Below are 19,033 nucleotides of genomic sequence, written 5' to 3'. Positions count from 1 at the left end.
TCAGCTGCGCCCTTCAGCGCGCCGGAAGGCGGAAAAGCCGGGTGCGGGCCGAAAAGGCGCGCGATCTTCCCAATATGTCATGGTCCGCGGGGGGCAGGCTGGCGTGGGTCCGGGCGCCGAAGGCGAGGATCGGGGTGCCGGCCACGGTCAAGGAGGCCAAAGCCGATTCCATGTCCGCCTGAGCGGTCGTTCCGACGGACGGATCATAGGTCAGGGTTCCGTTTATCTGAAGGGACCCGTTGTACGTATAATAAAGCCTCGTCCGCTGCTTCGCGCCGGTGGTGGTATCGACCTCGTCGTATTCGAGATAGATGAACGACTTCCCGCCCAGGGTTTGGGACCCATTGGATACCGTGATGGTGGGGTCCGCGCCGCTCAAGGACTTGCCGTAGGCATCGAGTTCCTGGGCGGTCATGGGATGATCCGTGGTGTGCAGGATAATCCAACTGGAGGCGGAGATGTCCAAGTTGATGAACGACATCAGGGAGTCCTGCGGACCGAAGGGTAAAAGCGGTTGCCACCCGTCCGGAAAGGTGATTTGGAGGCGACTGGTCGAATAGGTGGTGCTGGCGGCGGCGGGGACGGCAGAGAAAGCGGACAGGGAAAGGATAGCCAAGGCAATCAGGTTCTGATGGGCTCGCATGCGATCCTCCGGGAATAGGATCGCCAAGATAGAGAAATCGGGTCTTTCGGCTAGGGTGATTCCGATCAAAACTTGATGGGCAATTTCGGGAGGCATAGGCGCGCGCAAGCCCTGCCTCAGGCCCGTTCCCTGGAATCCTTTTCGCAAACGCGGTTTTTCCCGCCGGTACGGCGATTGCTTTGCTCCCTCGTAACCGCGAACGGGGGAATTCAGATGCGCTATTCTTTTTGGCTCTTGGCCGCCCTTTGCGCCACCGGCGCCCAGGCTATCGGCTTGCAGCACGCCACCTTCCGAAGCCAATCGACCCAGGGTCCGACCTGGCTCGGTACCGCGGATATCACCAAGGAAAATTACCGCATCACCGTGTATCCGGATTACCTGGACGTGGAATTGGAATGGGAATTCACGGTGGGCGGAACCCGGCCCGAGCAATACGGGGATGCCTTGGAGATAGTGGGCAACCTGAATCTGGCCGAGAACTCCAGCGTGATCGGAATGTTGGTGTGGTACAAAGACAAGATCCTGAAGGCCAAGCTGAAATCCGGAGAGACCGCGCGCAACGAATATGAGCAGGTGGTGGACCGAAATTCGACCGTTCCTCCCCGGCCCCGCGACCCGGTCCTGTTGGAATGGATTCGCCAGGACAACTACGACATTTCCATCTTCCCGGTGGCCTGGGGATCCTCGCGGAAGATACGGTTCCGCTACCTCGTTCCGGTCCAGGGAGGGAAGGTCGTGTATCCCTACGCGTTCTCCTCCCACTCGACGGCGACGCTCCTCGCAGGCCCCGGTACGAAAGGATTCCAAATGACCTTCTCGGATGCCACCAAGCAGGTCGTGGACTCCCGGGCCGACTTTTCCGCTTCCGAATATGATCTTGAAGCGTGGGCTTCCGGAGGGGTCCCCCATCCCGCTTCCATCAGCCCGATCCTAGCGCAAAACGTCTCCTCGTCCTTCTTTATGCTGGGTTCCTTCGCGGGGATCTCCTTCGCGGGGCAGATGGCTCATGCGTATCTCATCCCTCCGCCCGCCATCCAGGATCGCTTGGCCGGAACGTTGAACTCGAACTGGTCGCTTACGGCGGTCGTGCGGAGCGGCCAGGATTCCTGTTCCATCGCCTATCCGGTTTCGGGAGGGAGCATGCCTCCCTTCGCCGACATCCGGGTGTACGGTAAGCAGCCGATCCAGCGCTCGATCGCCTGGCGCTTGTCGAAGCCGGGTGAAGCGGATTTGGACGTCGACGAAACGCCGCTGGTCATCGACGCGGGAGACGGGATGCAGTTCGCCCGCGCCGCCGGAACGGGCCCCTTCTATCCTCTCGCGCCCGCCATGCCGGCTTCCCTGGGGGCGGCGCTGGGGCTGATCGATTCCAAGTACGCTTTGGTGGCGTTGGAGGAAGATGCGGTCAGTGCTTCCCTGATGGACCGTTATTCCCTGCAAGGGGTTCCGACGTTGGATACTTCGGATGTAAAGCTCGCGCCGGGCGAGGATTTCTCGGTGCCCGTCGATCAGTGGATCGCCCAACGCAACCAGACCCGGGCCAGCCTGGCTACCCCGTATTACGTCCAACCCAAGTCCGTCTTCACCTCCCTGAGCCCGCGGAACAGCCTGCCCGAGGGCGTCCGCCTCGACGTGCGGGGCAATCGCCTGATGCTGGAATTGCCACCCGGTATGCTGCGTGATACCCGTAACCTGCGGGTCGCGGTTTGCGACGTGCGGGGGACGATACTGAAGACATGGAGCGGCGCCGAATGCCAAAGCGGGCTATTGTCGTGGAGCCCGTCCGAAGCGGGCCGCGCATCGGGCGTTTACCTTCTGCGCATGTGGACCGCGGGGGGAGCGTATTCCGTTCGCTTCGTCATCCCATGAAGCCGGGTCGGAGAATCGGAAACCGGGAGGCGGCGTCGTCAGGCAACGCCGCCTCCCTGGCTGCGTCAGAAAGTAACGATGTTTTTCGAAACCCGCTTCGAACCCGCCTTCAGTTCCAGCAGATAATGACCAGGCGCGACGCCTTCGCGCGAAAGCTTCACTTCGTGGTTCCCGGCGGCCTGATGGGATTGGGCCAGGTTCGCGACGACCTCGCCCTGTATGTTCAAGAGCCTAAGGGAAACTTGCGACGCTGCCGGAAGCGCGTAATGGACGACGCCGGCCTCCACCTTTAAATCGTTGTTCCAGGAAAACCGGCCTTCGCCGGGGCGGGGGAGGATCCCGATCGGGAATGCGCCCGCTTTGGCGCCGTCCACGATGGCCTGGACGACGTTGGGATAATCCCAGCTGGGCGGATTGGCTTTCCGGTTCAGCAAATGGAAATTGGCGCCGTCATCCCACCATACAGGCAGCATCGCGTGGAGCCGGCACTGCCGGGCGTAGAAGTAGGCGTGCTTAGCCCGCGAATCCTGGTCGTCGCAATTCTCGCTGCCCCATTCGCCGATGATGGCGGTGCCGTGCTTGCCTGCCACCATGTTTTGCTCGGATTTCAGGTTGCTCAGGATGCTGGCGGAATCGGCGGCGGAGCCCCAGGTGTTCGGGCTGCAATTCATGGAGTAAGGGACGGGATCGTAGGTGTGGAGGGAGACTATCGTGTTCGCGTCGACCATGGGGATGGTGGCCACCGAGACCGCGAGCGGGGAGGCGGAAATCCCCTGGAGCACGATCATGCGGGTGGCGTTGTTCCCGCCGGTGGCGCGGATGGCGTTGACCGCCGCGGTCTGGTACGCGGCCAGATTGGTCCGGCTCTGGTCATCGCCGCCGCCGTACATGTTGGGCGCCCCGTCCTGCGGCTCGTTGAAGATCTCGAAGACCATGTAATCGCCATAGTCCTTGAAGGCGTTGGCGATCTGGGTCCAGATGGCCGCGACCTGGCCCGCGATGGCGGTCGCCTGCGAGCCGGATGCGTTCAGCGGGAACCAGCCTCCGGTCGTCCCGTCATGATGGATGTTCACCATCACGTAAATGCTGTCGTTAAAGGCGTAGTTGGCGATGGTCACCACCCGGGAGAGCCAGGCCTGATCGATGGTGTAATTCGGGCCGCCGCCGAAATGGCCTTTCCAGGTGACGGGCAGCCGCATGAACTTGAAGCCCTTGCTGTGCACGGCATCGATCATGGCCTGCGTGGTGGTGGGATTCCCCCAGCCGGTTTCGTTGGGATTCGCGTCCATGGTATTGCCGAGGTTCCATCCGACCAGCATATCGTTGACGTATTGGGCGGGCGTCCAGCCGCGCATAGGGCCGTGCGCCACGCTGGCCGCATGAACCGCAGGGCCGCCCAGAGCGGCCAAAAGGAACATGCCGAGCAACCTGCTCTTAGGAACCGATGAAACTAATGGAACCGATGGAGCCGATTTTCCGATCACTGTCTTGCTTTCGATGAATGATGGGGGAGGATATGGGAACCAATCCGCACCCAGGCCGCGCCCATGAGTTGGTTGCATTCTACTGCCTGGGCGTGCAGGGACGCGGATGATTTGAGAAGTTCAAAACCATAGCACGGGATGGAACATGCCGCAGGGGCGGCCATGGGGCCTAGATGCTACTTGGGGATTTTAAGCCATTAATCGATCGAACAGGGAAACGCGGCCAGGGCGATCAGGGAAGCAGCGGGGCGAAATAGACGCCCGCCGCCCGCCGGAATTCCGGGCCTATGCCATTCGCGGGGGCCAGGGTCAATCGCCCACTCGCGTCGCAACGGGCTTCCAAGGCGGCCAGGCGGGAGGGGTAACCCGCAAGTTTCCTGGTCGGAGGCGCCAGGGAAACGGTGGCAGCGACCGAACGCAGGCGGTTGTATACCCACAACCCGGAAGGGTTCATCTGCGACTGTGTCCAACCCCCGGTCGGGGACGAGCCGACCTTGAGGGCGCCCGAACTCTCCTTCAGATCCGCCAGGGACCAGTTCGTCCAGGCGATCCCGTTCTTGTCCATGAATTCCGCCCAGAGCCGGCCCTGCGCCGTATCGATGGTGCCGTCCCCGCTCGCTTGGCTCAGGCCGCCTTCGGTCACCATCAGGGCGATCCCCTTGCCGAGCGCGGCCTGGGCGGTGTTGCGCAGCGGATCCTTATGATCGGCCGCGTAGAAATGCAGGGTATAGGCGATGTTGGTGGAGGAGGTAATGGGGTTCGCGGCGGCCTCGTCCACGCTCTGGTCCCAATTGCGCGTGCCGCACAGGATGATGTTATCCGAATTGGCGCGGATGACGGGGATGACCGCCTCGTGGTAGGGCTTGATGGCGGTGGCCCAGGCCATGGTATTGTCCGGCTCGTTCCACGTCTCGTAGATGATATTGGGGACCTTGCCGAATTCCTTGCTCAGATCCCCGAAGAATTTCTTGGACGCGTCCAGATGATCGTTGCCGTTCTTGGTCTCGTGGAAATCGACGATGATGTAGATGCCCAGATCGATGGCGGCTTGCACGACGGTGCGGATCTTCGCCATCTCCGCGTCGGGGGCGGTCAGGTAGCCGCCGTCGGTCACGGCCATGGTGGCGCGTACGACGGTGACTTTCCAATCGTCCCTGAGCCATTTGATGCATTGCGCGTTGTAGAAGGCGGGTTTCCATTGGCTCCAGTACAGGGCCATGCCCCGCAAGGTGACCATCTGCCCCTGGGCGTCGACGATCTTATTGCCTTGGACCTTCAAGGCCCCGTGTTGGGCCACGAAGGATTGGGCCCTCGCGGTGCCCGTCGCGAATGCGGCCGCCAGGATTAAAGAAGCGGCGATGCGATTACTTAAGTTCATTGCCCGAAATATACCGCCAAGCGCCCGATCGGGGTCCTCGATTTCGGGGCCCAAAGGGTTCGCGAAATCGGGAGCTTACGTCACCGTCTTGGATTGATGGCGTCGGCCATCCGGATTTCAGTGTACCAGATCGTTCAGTATTTTTTCCCCGCGCGCGGTTGTGACGCGGATGAAGCTCAAGCGGGCGTTGCCGAGGCTTTTCAGGGAATAGGTTTTTGGGCCTGTCCCACGGTATTGCGCGATAAGCCGGCCTTGCGTGTCGAATAGGCTGACGACGTGCGGGCCCGGCTCCGTGATCCGTATCCGCTCCGTTCCATGGCTTCGCAGCAGCATCGCGCCGTCCTGTCCATCGTTTCGCGCTGGGCCCTTTTTCCCGATCCCGGCGACGCTGGGATCCTCGAGAACGAGCAAGGATACGCCGTGACGGGGCAGGTCGAAGGTTTGGGTAACGACGCCGTTCACCGCGGCCACCAGGGCCGGCGCGGCCAGGGTCTCCAGCGTCATCGCGGACTTCAATTGGGAGAGTTGCGAGGCGGTCGGGGATTGCGGGCTGCCCATTTTCAACCAGGCGGTATAGTCGTTGCTGTGGGTGGTGTCCATGCGGTAATGGGTTAGGCGCACCTGGTCGGGGAAACCGGCGGGCAGGGTCACCTTGACGGTCACGTTGGCCGGCGCGACCTGGACGATGTCATCGTGGTAATTCCAGATCAGGGCCATGACCTTGCCCGGGTTCTTCACGGCCATGCCGTCGATGTCGGGATTGCCGCGCACGCCGTTCTTCAGGATCTCGGCGAGTCCCAAGGCACCGGTACTGGCCAAGGGGATGCGATCGCCTTTCAACTTGCCCAGCATCTTGAACACGTTGAGGACCGGCTTATGGATGCCGTTGCTCGACAAGGTGCGGTAGCCCTGGAAATACGGGAAGCCGTTGAACAGCCAAGCCCAGGCCAGGCAAGCCCGCAGGTTCACGCCCAGGCTGTCGGCCAATTGCAGGGAGTGCTTCATCATGGCGGCTTCATAGGCCCCGTAGGCGGCGACATTTCGATAAGCGTCGGCGGGGACCTGGGATTGCGGGCAGGCGGCGCAAGGATCCGGATCGGCTTCCCCGATGACGATGGGCTTGTCCTTGAATTGGGGATAGCCCGCTATGGTCTTGAAGCCCGTCTGATGCAGGCGCAATTGGTTGCCGAGATCCATCTCCACGTGACCGTTCACCATGGCCGTCCCGCCCTTGGCATGAAAGCTGATCTGGTCCAAGCGCGTTCCGGTTTTGCCGGTCGCGGAATTCGTTCCCGTGGCGCAATGCTGGAGGAACGGGCCGATGTTCCCCGCGCCTGCCATTTCCGGGCCGCTCAGCACGGCATTGGGCAGAACCGTGTGCACGGCCTGCTCGGTATAGTCGAAAAGCTTCTGGTATTCCGCCGCGGTGCCGTGCCAATAGGAGATATCGGGTTCGTTCCAGAGTTCCCAGACCCAATTCTTTTCCACGTTCGGATACCGATCGACGCTGTGCTGGACCCAGGCTTTCACGAGCGCGGCCCATTTGTCGTAATCGGTGGGGGGATAGAAGCAGCCTCCGTCGGTGGCGGTGGTGGAACTGTTCTGGTAAGGCGTGGGATGGGAGGAAAGGGCCTGCGGCATGAAGGAGATCTGCGCGTAGGGAAAGGCCTTGTGCCCGGTGATGGCATCCATGATCCCATCCATCAGTTTCCAATCGTATACCGGTTGGCCGTTGGCCTCGGTATAAACGTTGGTGGATCCCCATTTGAGCTGCGCCGAGGATCCATCCCCGGTATTGAGCAGGAAGTGGGTGCGGATGTACACGGGATCGACGCTGTTGGCGACCACGCTATCCAGGAGATCCAACCCGGGTTGGGTGGTGGTATAGTTGGCTTCGTCGTAGCCGTGCCACGACCAGACCTCTTTGAGCGGCGCGCCGGCGGCGGTCGCATCGACCGTGATGGTAACGGTTTGGGCCCGGACGGGACCGGGAAAAAGCGGAAGCAGCGCCGCCCATAGTCGAAGCAAGGCTTTGAAGCGGAAGGCCGACGGGACTTGGCGCATATGGTTCCCCCGGCCAGAATGTAATACCCGGGGGCTGCGGCCGGCTGCGCGACCCGGGGCCGGCGTCAGACTCAGTCGCGATATTCTCCGAATATCGCTCCTTCGTCTTCCTTGGCCGCGGGCCGCTCGCTCGGCCTCGCTACTTCGCCCCCATTAAATTAGGGGCTCGTTAATCGATTAGAGGCGGAATTCGGCGCCGGCGGTCGTGAACAGGATCCAACGCGGGGGTTTTGGTTCCGGCGAGGCCAGGAACTGCACGCACACCGAGACGCCTAGCCCGTATTGCACTTCGCAGGGTGGCTCGATGCTGAAGCTGTTGGCGCGATCGAGGACACGCGCATGATCCCCCGCGAGACGCAGGTTATCGTAGGCCTTGATGAGGTGCGGGCCGTCGTAGACGTGGACGGCGTTGATGGGGGAGCGCGTGGTGTTATGGAAGAAAAGGAAGACCCGCGTGAGCTTGGGACGGCCGCCTTCCAGGAAGTTGGGCACCGAAAGGGGGACATGGAACCAATTGGAGGTGTCCTCCTTCCCCCAGAAGGTGGTACCCCAGCCTTTGCGGGACATTTCATCGATGTTCTCCGGGTATTCCGGATTGACGATATTGCCGTGGACGCAAACGGTATGCTTGGGCTTCATGGCCTTTCCGGCCGAGGTAGTGCTGGCGAGCTTCATATGGATGCTATTTTAACATTTTTCGTCCCTCCGGGGAAAGGTGGACCATGCGGATCTTGCTTCCCTACCTGCGCGCCCATTGGCGCTTAGTGGTGCTGGCCCTTTGCCTGACCACGGTCAACCAGGTCTTTTCCCTGCTGGACCCCCTCATCTTCAGGCATATCATCGACGATTACGCCACGCGCTTCGCCGGCATGACCACCTCCGCCTTCTTCCGGGGCGTGGGGCTTTTGCTCTCGGCCTCCATCGGGGTGGCTTTCGTCTCGCGGGTGGCCAAGAATTTCCAGGACTTCTACGTCAACGTCATCACCCAGAAGGTGGGCGCCCGCATCTACGCCGACGGCCTCGCGCATTCCCTGGAACTGCCCTATGGGGTATTCGAGGACCAGCGCAGCGGGGAGACCCTGGGCAAATTGCAGAAGGCCCGCGCCGATCTGGAAAAGCTGATCAGCGTTTCGGTCAACGTAGTGCTCACCTCCATCATCGGGGTGATTTTCGTGACCGTCTATTCGGTCCACGTCCATTGGGCCGTCGCGCCCGCCTTCTTCGCCACCGTCCCCATCCTGGCCTTCATGAGTTCGGGGATGGGCAAGCGGCTTAAGCGCATCTCCGCCGACATCCTCAAGCAGACCACGGCGTTGGCGGGTTCGACCACGGAATCCTTGCGGAACATCGAGTTGATCAAAAGCCTGGGGTTGGCGGGGCAGGAGATCCGCCGCCTGAACGGGACCACGGCCAAGATCCTGGCCCTAGAGCTCAAGAAGGTGAAGTACATCCGCTCCCTCATGTTCGTACAAGGAACCTTGGTGAACGCCTTGCGGACCTCCATCCTGGGGCTGATGCTGTATCTCATTTTCGCGCGGCAAATCACGGTCGGGCAATTCTTCTCGCTGTGGATCTATTCCTTCTTCATCTTCGGCCCCTTGCAGGAACTGGGCTCGGTGATGAACGCCTACCGGGAATCCCAGGCCTCGTTGAACAACTTCTCGGCAATCCTGGCCACGCCCAAGGAACCGCGGCCCGCGCATCCCGTCAAGCCGGGTCCCATACGCGAATTGGAATTCGCCGGCGTCGGCTTCCGGCACGCCACGGCCACGACCTACGCCTTGGACGACGTGTCGTTCCGGGCTCGGGCGGGGGAGACCGTGGCGTTCGTAGGGCCGTCCGGCGCGGGCAAAACCACCTTGGTCAAGCTTTTGGTGGGCCTTTACCCCCCGGGCCAAGGCCGGATCCTCTACAATGGCCACGATGCCGCCACGGTGGACCTGGACGATTTGCGATCCCGCATCGGCCTGGTCACCCAGGACACGCAATTGTTCTCGGGAACCATCCGGGAGAACCTCCTTTTCGTGAACCCGGACGCGAACGATGCGGAATGCTTGGATGCCTTGAACAAGGCCGCCTGCCAGGGCCTTCTGGCGCGGGCCGACAAGGGGCTGGGCACCGTAATCGGCGAAGGCGGGGTGAAGGTGAGCGGGGGCGAAAGGCAAAGGTTGTCCATCGCCCGGGCGCTGCTCAGGAAACCAAGTTTACTGGTATTTGACGAGGCCACTTCCTCCCTCGATTCCCTGACCGAAGAGGAAATCAGCGCCACCATCCGTGCCGTCTCGCGGGGGCGCGATTTGATCACCATACTTATTGCCCATCGGCTTTCCACCGTGCTGCATGCCGATCGCATCTTCGTGTTGGAGCGGGGCAAGGTCGCCGAAGCCGGCCGGCATGCCGAACTGGTGGAGGCCAAGGGACTTTACTACGCCATGTGGCGGCAGCAAATCGGCGAGGGGAATCAAGTACCCTCCCTTAGGGCAAAGGCGGCGGCGGCGGCCTGAAGCCGGGGGAACCCTCTATATCCGTGAAATTCGTCACGCACGGAACAATATTGACAATAGGAAAATCCGGATTGACAAAAGGGTTGACTAAATCCGGGCCTGCCTCTATGATCGAAACCGACCGATAGCTTCACTAAAAAATCAGATTTCGAACAAGGCAGCGGGGATGTTTCCTATTCCGGCAAGGGATCTCTTTTGAGCGGCGATTGCCGGGACATGGTGGCCGCCTTGGCGGAAGCCCTGGTTCTCGCCGAAATCAGCGATCTCCAGGCGCTGAGCGGTCTCCACGTTCGCTTTAAGGCCATCGGGGATAATACTGATGGCGAGTACTTCCGCGAAGCCGCCTCGGTATGCGGGCTGGCCCAAGCCGCGATCGAGCGCGTCATCATGGCGGAAACCAAGGACGCCGGGGCCGAGATGGATCTCATCGGCCGGAGCGTCGTTTGCCTGCAGGGGTTGCTTTGCGAAGGCCGGGCTCCCGGCGAGCTTCCCATGCCCGCGGATCCCTCCGGAAACGCGACGGCCGCCAAACCGGACGCGGACTCGATGCAGGAGGCCGATCTCTTGGAAGCGGACGCCGGGCTCACCGCCGATTTCGTCCGCGAATCGCTTGAGCATTTGGAGAACGCCGACGTCCTCTTGATGGCCTTGGAATCGGATCCGTCCGATAAGGAGGCCATCAACGGGCTGTTCCGGGCGTTCCATACCATCAAGGGCGTAGCCGGATTCATCGGATTCAAGACCATCCAGACCTTCGCCCATGGAACCGAGAACCTTCTCGACCTGGTCCGTATGGGGACCTTGGCGATGGACACGCGCATTATCGACGTCGCGTTCGCGGCGGTGGACGTGTTGCGCAGGCGCGTGCAATGGGCAGCCGCGCGCGGCGGCCAGGCCGCGCCCCGCGAAATGGAAGTCGAGTTGCGCGCGATGCGGGATCGCGTGGAAGCGGCGGCCGAAGGCCGGCCCGATAGCGCGCCTACGCCGGCATTGCCGCCCGCCGAACCCGGGATGCGGCTGGGAGAGATCCTGGTGGCGGGAGGCGCCGTGCCCCCGGAAGCCCTGGAAGACGCCTTACGGGCGCAAGAAGATGCGAGGCTGCGGCCGCTAGGCGAAACCCTCGTGCGGGAATCCCATATCCCCGCCCAGGAAGTGGGCCTGGCCCTGCGCAGCCAGAAGTTGGCCCGCGATACCCAGGTTTCGCAGGTCGCCGCGGTAAAGGAAACCGTCAAGGTGGAGGCGGAGCGCCTCGACCGCCTGCTCGACGCCATCGGCGAATTGGTGATCGCCGAGACCATGATTTTCCAATCGCGTGAGCTCAAGGACATGGGCAGCCCCTCCCTGGCCAAGCAAATGGTGGCGCTGGACAAGATCACCCGCGAACTGCAGAAGATGGGGACCTCGCTACGGATGGTTCCCATCCGCCCCGTATTCCAGAAGATGGCCAAGCTGGCGCGGGACCTGGCGAAGAAGTCGGGGAAGAACGTGGAGTTCACATGCTTCGGCGACGAGACGGAGTTGGACAAGACCGTGGTCGATAAGATCGGCGACCCCCTGGTGCACATGGTCCGCAATTCGGTCGATCACGGGATCGAGCCAGATGCCGCCGCACGCAAAGCCGCCGGCAAACCCGAACAGGCCAAGGTGATCCTGCGCGCCTTCCAAAAGGGCGGCAGCGTTTGCATCCAGATCCAGGACGACGGCCGGGGCCTCAACCGCGAGGCGATCCTGCGTAAAGCGCGCGAACGGGGGCTCATCGCCGACGAAGGCGCGACGCTCTCCGACCCGGAAGTCTGGGCCTTCATCTTCGAGGCCGGATTCTCCACGGCGGCCCAGGTGACCGAGGTTTCGGGCCGGGGCGTGGGCATGGACGTGGTGCGCCGTAACATCGAGGAATTGCGCGGACGCATCGACATCGACAGCCGGGCGGGGGAAGGCACGATCTTCAGCATCTGGCTGCCCCTCACCATGGCCATCATCGACGGGATGATCGTGAAGGTCCGGGGTCAGCGGCTCATTTTCCCGACCCTGTCCATCCTGCGCATCGTACCGCTCCGGCCGGAAGAAACCCGCGCCTTCCTGGAGCGGGGCGAGATGGTCCTGATGCAAGGCGAGTTGATCCCGATATTCAATCTCGCGGAGTACGTGCCCGGGGGCCATACGGGCGCGGGCGAGCGGGCGCTGGCCGTGATCGTGGAATGCGGCGCGCGCAAGGCGGGCCTTCTGGTGGATGAGCTGCTGGGCCAGCAGCAAGTGGTGGTCAAGGGATTGGGAGAATCCCTGAAACACCTGCCGGGCATTTCGGGAGGCGCCATCCTTTCGGATGGCACCGTGGGAATGATCCTGGACGTGGACGGATTGTTGCAAAGCTTGAAGGCCGCACCCGCCGCGGCATAATGCGCGGGCAAGGAAAGGAAGGATGGATCCGATGAGCGACAAAAACAACGGGGGAACCGCGGCAGCCTCGATAGCCAAGGCGGGGAAATACCTCACCTTCCAGATGGGAAAAGAAGTCTACGGCATCGAGATCCTCAAGGTGCAGGAAATCATCGGCATGATGCCGGTGACGCGGGTCCCCAAGACCCCGGATTTCGTGCGCGGGGTGATCAACCTGCGGGGCAAGGTGATCCCCGTGATCGAATTGCGCCGCAAGTTCGGCATGGAGACCCGCGAGGATACCGACCGGACCTGCATCGTCGTGGTCCAGGTGACCGGAGCGGTCGGCACGGTCACCATGGGCCTTCTGGTGGACGAGGTTTCCGAAGTCCTTAACGTGGGCCAGGAGCAGATCGAAGCCCCGCCCTCTTTCGGGGCCGGCGTGGACACGGACTTCATCTTGGGGATGGGCAAGGTCGGGCAGAAGGTGCTGATGCTGTTGGACGCCGATAAGGTGCTGTCCAGCGAGGAACTGGTGCTTGCCGCGCAGACAAAGAACGCAGAAGGAAAAGGAGCCTGAAGATGTTCAAGGGAATGAGTTTGAGTGCGAAATTGTATTTGGGGTTCTCTGCGGTCCTGGTGATCGCGTCGGCGCTGGGCGCGTTCGCTTATAGTCGCCTGATCAAGATCGGCGGCAACGCCAGCTTCATCACGACGGATTGCATGCCGGGGGTTTTCCTGGCGGAAGAGATACAAAAGAAGGCCCAGACGCTTCTTCTCCTGCCTGCCAAGCATATCCTCGCCCAGGATAAGGCGGACATGGAAGCCATCGAGGAGCAGACCCGGGTACTGAAGGGTGATATCGACAAAATCCTGAAAGATTACGAAGCGACCATCACGACCCAGGAAGACCGCGACCTCTTCGCGAAAATAGCCCCGGCCCGGGAACGCTTCATCAACATCCGGAACCAATCGGTACTTCCGGCGAGCCGACTTGGGAAGAAGGCCGAGGCCCAGGCCGCCTTCAAGAGCCAGCTCGAACCCGCTTTCGTGGAATACGCAAAAGCCTGCCAGGCCGTCGTCGACATGAATAAGCGGAACGCGGACGAAGCCGGCGTTTCGATCATGGGAGCCGTCTCCGCGGCCAAATCGGGCATCCTGTTCGGACTGCTGGCCGCCTTATCCGTAGGCGCGGCCATCGGAATCTTCCTCAGCCGGTCCATTTCCTCGGCCTTGAGCCAGGTCATCACCACGCTCTCCTCGGGCAGCGAACAGGTGGCTTCGGCCTCCAACCAGGTGAGCCAGTCCAGCCAGCAGATGGCCGAAGGCGCCAGCGAACAGGCCTCATCCCTGGAAGAGACCTCCGCATCCCTGGAAGAGATGTCCTCCATGACCAAGCAGAACAGCGAGAACTCCCGCCAGGCCAATGCCATGGCGCTGGAGACCCGTAGCGCGGTGGAGCGCAGCCGCGAAGCCATGACGCGCATGGGAGATGCCATCAACAAGATCAAGGGGTCGTCCGATCAGACGGCGAAGATCATCAAGACCATCGACGAGATCGCCTTCCAGACCAATCTCTTGGCCTTGAACGCGGCGGTGGAAGCGGCGCGGGCCGGCGACGCGGGAAAAGGATTCGCGGTGGTGGCCGAAGAAGTGCGCAACATCGCCCAGCGTAGCGCCGAGGCGGCCAAGAATACCGCCGCCCTCATCGAGGAAAGCCAGCAGAACGCCAATAACGGCGTGGCGGTCTCCAGCGAGGTGGGGGGAATTTTGTCCCAAATCGTGGAAAGCGTGCAGAAACTGGCCCATCTCATCGGCGAGGTGTCGGCGGCGAGCGATGAGCAAAGCAAAGGCATCGAGCAAATCGGCACGGCGGTGACGCAGATGGATAAGCTGACCCAATCGAATGCGGCCAACGCGGAAGAGTCGGCCAGCGCCAGCGAGGAATTGGCCGCCCAGGCCAAGGAGCTGGGGGACATGGTACAGGTATTGGTGGGCATCGTGAAGGGCGCGGGCGCGCAGAACGCTAGCTCGCAAGGCCTGGCTTCCGCCTCTTATGCCGCCTCCAGGCTGCCGCGGGCCGCAGCGCCCATGGCCGCGTCCCACCAAAGCGCGAAGCCCGCACTGAAGCCGCGCGGCGACTGGGCGGCGGTCGGGCACGGTAAGCCCGCCCCCGCGCGGTCCAATGGGAAACCGTCCCATGCGGTCGCAGCCAACGGGCACTCGGTCCGACCGGAGCAGGTCATTCCCATGGATGACGCGGATTTGAAGGACTTCTGAGCGGAAATCTCCCCAGGCCCCACAAGAGAAAGGTGGAACGAAATGGGTTTAAGCGCGAAAATATCGATTTTAGCCGCCTGTTTTCTGTTGATTTTCCTTTCCTTCGGGGCCTTCAGTTACAGCCTGTTCAGTACCACCAAGGTAAATGGTCCTTATTACAAACGTATCGTGCAAGGAAAGGACCTGATCGCCGATATCCTGCCTCCGCCGGAATACCTGGTGGAGGCCTACCTGGTCGCCTTCCAGCTTTCCACCGAGGAGAATCCCGAAGCGGCGCGGGCGCTGATCGAGAGAGGCAAGGGCCTGCGCTCCGATTTCGAGGACAGGCGCGCTTTCTGGAACGGCGATCTGGAGCCGGGCAGCCTGAAAGCGACCCTGGTCGAGAAGTCTTACGGGCTCGGAATGGATTTCCTCCGGATCCGGGACGAACAATTCATCCCCGCGGTCCTAAGGAAAGACCGGGCCGAGGCCGCCCGTCTGCTGCAAGGCCCCCTCAAGGCATCTTATGATGCGCATCGGGCCGCGATCCTGGAAATCGTCGACATGGCCACCGAGCGCAACAAGAGCGACGAAACCCTGGCCGGGGCCAAGATCAGCCGAGGAGCTCTTCTGCTTTCCCTGCTGGGACTGGGGGGCGTGGCCCTTGTGCTTTCGGGTAGCCTCTTCTTGGGCCGTTCCATTACGGCTGCGCTAAACCGGGTCATTTCCGGTTTAACCTCGGGCAGCGATGAGGTTGCTTCGGCGTCCAACCAGGTGAGCCAATCCAGCCAGCAAATGGCCCAAGGCGCCGGCGAACAGGCCTCCTCCCTGGAAGAGACCTCCGCTTCCTTGGTGGAGATGTCCTCCATGACCAAGCAGAACAGCGAGAATTCCCGCCAGGCTAACGCCATGGCCATAGAGGCCCGGAAGTCGGTGGAAAAGAGCCGGGAAGCCATGACGCGCATGGGCGACGCCATCAACAAGATCAAGGGCTCCTCCGATCAGACCGCGAAGATCATCAAGACCATCGACGAGATCGCCTTCCAGACCAATCTATTGGCCTTGAACGCGGCGGTGGAAGCGGCGCGGGCCGGCGACGCGGGCAAGGGCTTCGCGGTGGTGGCCGAAGAAGTCCGTAATCTGGCGCAGCGCAGCGCCGAAGCGGCCAAGAATACCGCCGCCCTAATCGAGGAGAGCCAGCAGAACGCCGACAACGGCGTGGCGGTTTCCAGCGAGGTGGGGAACATGCTCTCCCAGATCGTGGAGAGCGTGCAGAAATTGGCCCAGCTCATCGGCGAAGTCTCGGCGGCGAGCGATGAGCAAAGCAAGGGCATCGAGCAAATCGGCACGGCGGTGACGCAGATGGATAAGCTGACCCAATCGAATGCGGCCAACGCGGAAGAGTCGGCCAGCGCCAGCGAGGAATTGGCCGCCCAGGCCAAGGAACTGGGCGACATGTTACAGGTGTTGATTGGGATCGTGAAAGGCGGGGGCACGCGGGTTGCCGCATCCCCAAATGCCGGGAAAGTCGTTTCCAGGCCCCGCGGCGACTGGGCGCCGGTCGCGCGCGGCAAGGGAAATGCGATGAGGCCGAGACAAGTCATTCCCATGGATTACGCGGATTTAAAGGAGGTCTGAGTGCACGTTTCCGAATCGAAGCAGGGCCGTCAGGTAGGCCGTACAGCGTGGGCGGCCGTCTTCGCCGTCCTGCTCGCCGCTCCGGCCCGGTCCCAGGAGCTTTCGCAAGTGGAAAAGGGTCTCAATGATTTGCAATTCCAGATGGGACAATTCGAAGGGGAAATGGGCAAGCTGCGGAAAGCGGTCGCCCAAGGCGCTCCCGCATCGAAAGCGGCCCGATCCAAGGCCGATTCCCTTCTGCCGGCCTTGACCGCGCGCTACGATTCCTTGAGCGCGAGGATCTCCGCCCTAGAGGCGGCCGAGCGCGCCCGCGCCGCCAAATCATCCCTGCCTCCGGATGGGGGTAACCAGAAGGTTACTGGGGCCCCCGTGGCCGCATCCGCCGGGGTCCCGGCGCATCCCGATGCCGATACGACCGGGCAGGGCGACCTGCGCGCTTTGCGGAAAGAAATGCGGGAGCTGACGGCATTGCTCCAGTCGACGCGCGCTTCCACCCCGCCCGCGTCCCCGTCACCCGCTCCATCCGCTGCCCCGGCTGCTAAGCTTCCGGCCTTGCCCGCCGGGCCGGCTACGGTTCCCGCCTCATCCCCGTTGCCTCCGGCGCTGACCGTCCTCGGCGATGTGCAAATCCAAGGCGAAAGGCGCTTCGCCACCGGCTCCAAGCAAGACAACCTGGATAATTTCTGGGGACGGGTGAACATCGGGACCGAATACAAGAGCCCGGGATTCCAGTCCAAGGTGAACCTGCGCATCTTCCCGGAAGGATTCGGTTACGAACCCCTGACGGGCGCGACTTTCGACACGACCGGCCAAGGCGCCCTCAAGACCCAGACCCAGCCGTCTTCCAAGCTATTGGTGAACCACGCTTGGGTCCGCTTCACGCCCGGCGCCTTCGGAATAAGGTTCGGTCGCTTCGAAACCCAGGAAAGCCAGAGCGCCACTTACGGGAATTACATCGACCTGGGCCCGTCGGGGGCTTTCCTGGCGCGGCCCGCGGTGCATAACGCCACGGAAGGGACTTGGAGCAATAAGGCTTGGTCCTCGTCGGTTCTGTTGGGCGCATCGGATAAGAAGCTGGATCGCGGCTTCCTGCGCGCGCTCCAGAAGTTCACGGCCCCGTCCGGTTTGCAGGCCATGCTGGGATACCGCGCGAACGTATTCGATGGCTGGAAATATCCGGACGCCCCTATCCTCCAGCGCTTCGATGCCGGCGTGCTGAGCCCCTTGGGCGCGGGTTGGCAGGCTTTCGCCGAAGGCGCCGTCCTGCAGGCGGACGGTAAGGCGGATGATACGCCTTTGCTATTGGGCATCCGCCCGCCGATGGGCAAGTATCTCGATGCCTTGTCACTGGAAGCCGAATGGTCGCCGAACCGGAAGGTGGCCGGCAAGGACAAGGAAATCCTGTATAACGCCTATGTCCGCAAAGCGTGGGGAAAGGCGCGCCTGGAAGCCGGCCTCTATTCGGATGCGACCGATCCGGACGCCAACGCTTTTTCCGCCGGGGTCCGTATCACGTCGTCCCTGAAATAAGCATGGATATCGACGCGCGCTCTTTCGAGGCCTTCCGCGATCTGGTCTACGGCCGGAGCGGGATAGTCCTGGGCGAAGGCAAGCAGGCCCTGGTCGGATCCCGCATCGGAAAGCGCATGCGCCAATTGGGCCTGACGCGCTTTCCGGAATATCTCGATTGGGTGAAGGGCAAAGGCGGCGAAGAAGAGATGACCTTGATGCTGGATGCCATCTCCACCAACGTCACCAGCTTCTTCCGCGAACCGGTCCACTTCGAATTCCTGCGGGCGCGTTTGGAAGAGCTGTTGAAGACCGGACGGAACCGCCTGCGTATCTGGTGCGCCGCGGCTTCCACGGGCGAAGAGCCGTATACCCTGGCGATGACGGTGCGCGAATGCCAGCCCGATCCCGCTTGCGATATCAAGATCCTCGCCACCGACATCTCGACCCGCGTCCTCCATGCGGCTAAGGAAGGGAAATACGCCAAGGCCCGCATCGAAGCCCTGCCCCCGGGCTTCGCCCAGCGGTACTTCGATCGCGTCGGCGGCCGCGATGAGCCGCTGTGGTCGGCGCGCCCCGAGCTCCGGGCCCTGCTCCGTTTCGCCCGCCTCAACCTCGCGACGCCCCCGTTCCCCATGCGCGGACCCATGGATTTCATCTTCTGCCGCAACGTGATGATCTACTTCGACAATCCCGTGCGCCAACGGCTATTGGAAGAGTTCCATCGCCTGCTCGCCCCGGGCGCCTTCCTCATCGTCGGGCATTCCGAAAGCCTTACCGGGCTGACGACCGGTTTCCAGAGCGTGCTCCCTTCCGTCTACCGGAGGGTCGCGTGAACCATACCGTCGGCATCGCCGAGATGAAAGTGTCCGCCGATCCCGGGGACGTGCTGGCCACTTACGCCCTCGGCTCCTGCGTGGGCGTTAGCTTGTACGATCCGGTCGGCCGCGTGGGCGGCCTCATCCATTGCATGCTGCCGCTTTCGCGCATCGATCCCGCCAAGGCCGAAAAGAACCCCCTCATGTACGTGGATACGGGCATGTCGGTATTGTTGCAGGCCATGTTCGATCAGGGAGCGCAGCGCAAGAGCCTGGTCGCCAAGGTGGCCGGGGCTTCCCGCATCATGGATGCCGGCGGGGTCTTCAACATCGGCGAACGTAACTACACCGTGGTCCGCAAGGTGCTTTGGAAAAACGAGATCTTGATCGCGGGCGAGGATGTCGGCGGGAGCGTGCCGCGCACGATGTACCTGTACCTGGACTCGGGACGCACCCTCCTGAAAATGGCCGGGGAAGAGAAGGAGCTGTGA

At 62.2% G+C, this 19,033-nt stretch carries 14 protein-coding genes; 9 read left to right on the top strand and 5 right to left on the bottom strand.

What is annotated here, in order from left to right; translation table 11 throughout:
• Window positions 1-13 precede the first annotated feature (13 nt).
• Window positions 14-643 (bottom strand): hypothetical protein, encoded by a 630-nt coding sequence (locus tag JF616_01055; protein MBW8886316.1) that lies wholly within the window; start codon window positions 641-643, stop codon window positions 14-16.
• Window positions 644-856: 213 nt separating this feature from the next.
• Here JF616_01055 and JF616_01050 point away from each other — a divergent pair, with 213 nt between their 5' ends.
• Complete coding sequence (locus tag JF616_01050) at window positions 857-2,512, top strand: hypothetical protein (GenBank protein MBW8886315.1); 1,656 nt, start codon at window positions 857-859, stop codon at window positions 2,510-2,512.
• A 65-nt stretch (window positions 2,513-2,577) separates the two neighbouring features.
• On the opposite strand, the gene JF616_01045 is transcribed toward JF616_01050, so the two are convergent.
• From JF616_01045 to JF616_01030, 4 genes are all read right to left on the bottom strand, one after another.
• Window positions 2,578-3,930: a glycoside hydrolase family 5 protein gene (locus JF616_01045; protein MBW8886314.1), complete on the bottom strand. Its 1,353-nt coding sequence runs from the start codon at window positions 3,928-3,930 to the stop codon at window positions 2,578-2,580.
• Between the two features lie 298 nt (window positions 3,931-4,228).
• Window positions 4,229-5,374: a glycoside hydrolase family 5 protein gene (locus JF616_01040; GenBank protein MBW8886313.1), complete on the bottom strand. Its 1,146-nt coding sequence runs from the start codon at window positions 5,372-5,374 to the stop codon at window positions 4,229-4,231.
• A 117-nt stretch (window positions 5,375-5,491) separates the two neighbouring features.
• Entirely contained in the window at window positions 5,492-7,438 is a 1,947-nt protein-coding gene (locus tag JF616_01035) for a beta-xylosidase (protein ID MBW8886312.1), read from the bottom strand.
• A gap of 177 nt (window positions 7,439-7,615) precedes the next feature.
• Window positions 7,616-8,077: a hypothetical protein gene (locus JF616_01030; protein ID MBW8886311.1), complete on the bottom strand. Its 462-nt coding sequence runs from the start codon at window positions 8,075-8,077 to the stop codon at window positions 7,616-7,618.
• 83 nt (window positions 8,078-8,160) lie between these two features.
• On the opposite strand from JF616_01030, the gene JF616_01025 reads away from it, so the two are divergent.
• The 8 genes from JF616_01025 (at window position 8,161) to JF616_00990 (ending at window position 19,033) form a co-directional block, all read left to right on the top strand.
• On the top strand, window positions 8,161-9,942 hold the full coding sequence (locus tag JF616_01025) for an ABC transporter ATP-binding protein (GenBank protein MBW8886310.1): 1,782 nt from the start codon (window positions 8,161-8,163) through the stop codon (window positions 9,940-9,942).
• Window positions 9,943-10,137: 195 nt separating this feature from the next.
• The gene (locus JF616_01020) at window positions 10,138-12,339 is read left to right on the top strand and encodes a chemotaxis protein CheA (GenBank protein ID MBW8886309.1); all 2,202 of its coding nucleotides are present in this window, start codon (window positions 10,138-10,140) and stop codon (window positions 12,337-12,339) included.
• A gap of 31 nt (window positions 12,340-12,370) precedes the next feature.
• Window positions 12,371-12,898, top strand: coding sequence for a purine-binding chemotaxis protein CheW (locus JF616_01015; GenBank protein MBW8886308.1), 528 nt, complete (start codon window positions 12,371-12,373; stop codon window positions 12,896-12,898).
• Between the two features lie 38 nt (window positions 12,899-12,936).
• Window positions 12,937-14,598 (top strand): MCP four helix bundle domain-containing protein, encoded by a 1,662-nt coding sequence (locus JF616_01010; GenBank protein MBW8886307.1) that lies wholly within the window; start codon window positions 12,937-12,939, stop codon window positions 14,596-14,598.
• A gap of 87 nt (window positions 14,599-14,685) precedes the next feature.
• Window positions 14,686-16,215 carry a methyl-accepting chemotaxis protein gene (locus JF616_01005; GenBank protein ID MBW8886306.1) on the top strand — a complete coding sequence of 510 codons (1,530 nt, stop codon included), beginning with the start codon at window positions 14,686-14,688 and terminating at the stop codon, window positions 16,213-16,215.
• Window positions 16,216-17,745 (top strand): hypothetical protein, encoded by a 1,530-nt coding sequence (locus JF616_01000; GenBank protein MBW8886305.1) that lies wholly within the window; start codon window positions 16,216-16,218, stop codon window positions 17,743-17,745.
• Entirely contained in the window at window positions 17,742-18,560 is an 819-nt protein-coding gene (locus JF616_00995) for a protein-glutamate O-methyltransferase CheR (protein MBW8886304.1), read from the top strand. The genes JF616_01000 and JF616_00995 overlap by 4 nt, the downstream gene beginning before the upstream one ends.
• Window positions 18,557-19,033, top strand: a complete 477-nt coding sequence (locus tag JF616_00990; GenBank protein MBW8886303.1) for a chemotaxis protein CheD — start codon at window positions 18,557-18,559, stop codon at window positions 19,031-19,033. Before JF616_00995 ends, JF616_00990 begins: the two co-directional genes overlap by 4 nt.

The organism is Fibrobacterota bacterium (genome assembly GCA_019509785.1).
GTDB lineage: Bacteria > Fibrobacterota > Fibrobacteria > UBA11236 > UBA11236 > Chersky-265.
This window is presented reverse-complemented; position numbering and strand designations above follow the sequence as displayed.

Bases quoted from the DNA above. Each gene is read 5' to 3' on its own strand.
- JF616_01035 (MBW8886312.1), bottom strand. From the start codon at position 7,438: ATGCGCCAAGTCCCGTCGGCCTTCCGCTTCAAAGCCTTGCTTCGACTA.
- JF616_01055 (MBW8886316.1), bottom strand. From the start codon at position 643: ATGCGAGCCCATCAGAACCTGATTGCCTTGGCTATCCTTTCCCTGTCC.
- JF616_01015 (MBW8886308.1), top strand. From the start codon at position 12,371: ATGAGCGACAAAAACAACGGGGGAACCGCGGCAGCCTCGATAGCCAAG.
- JF616_01025 (MBW8886310.1), top strand. From the start codon at position 8,161: ATGCGGATCTTGCTTCCCTACCTGCGCGCCCATTGGCGCTTAGTGGTG.
- JF616_01040 (MBW8886313.1), bottom strand. From the start codon at position 5,374: ATGAACTTAAGTAATCGCATCGCCGCTTCTTTAATCCTGGCGGCCGCA.
- JF616_01030 (MBW8886311.1), bottom strand. From the start codon at position 8,077: ATGAAGCCCAAGCATACCGTTTGCGTCCACGGCAATATCGTCAATCCG.
- JF616_01045 (MBW8886314.1), bottom strand. From the start codon at position 3,930: ATGTTCCTTTTGGCCGCTCTGGGCGGCCCTGCGGTTCATGCGGCCAGC.
- JF616_01050 (MBW8886315.1), top strand. From the start codon at position 857: ATGCGCTATTCTTTTTGGCTCTTGGCCGCCCTTTGCGCCACCGGCGCC.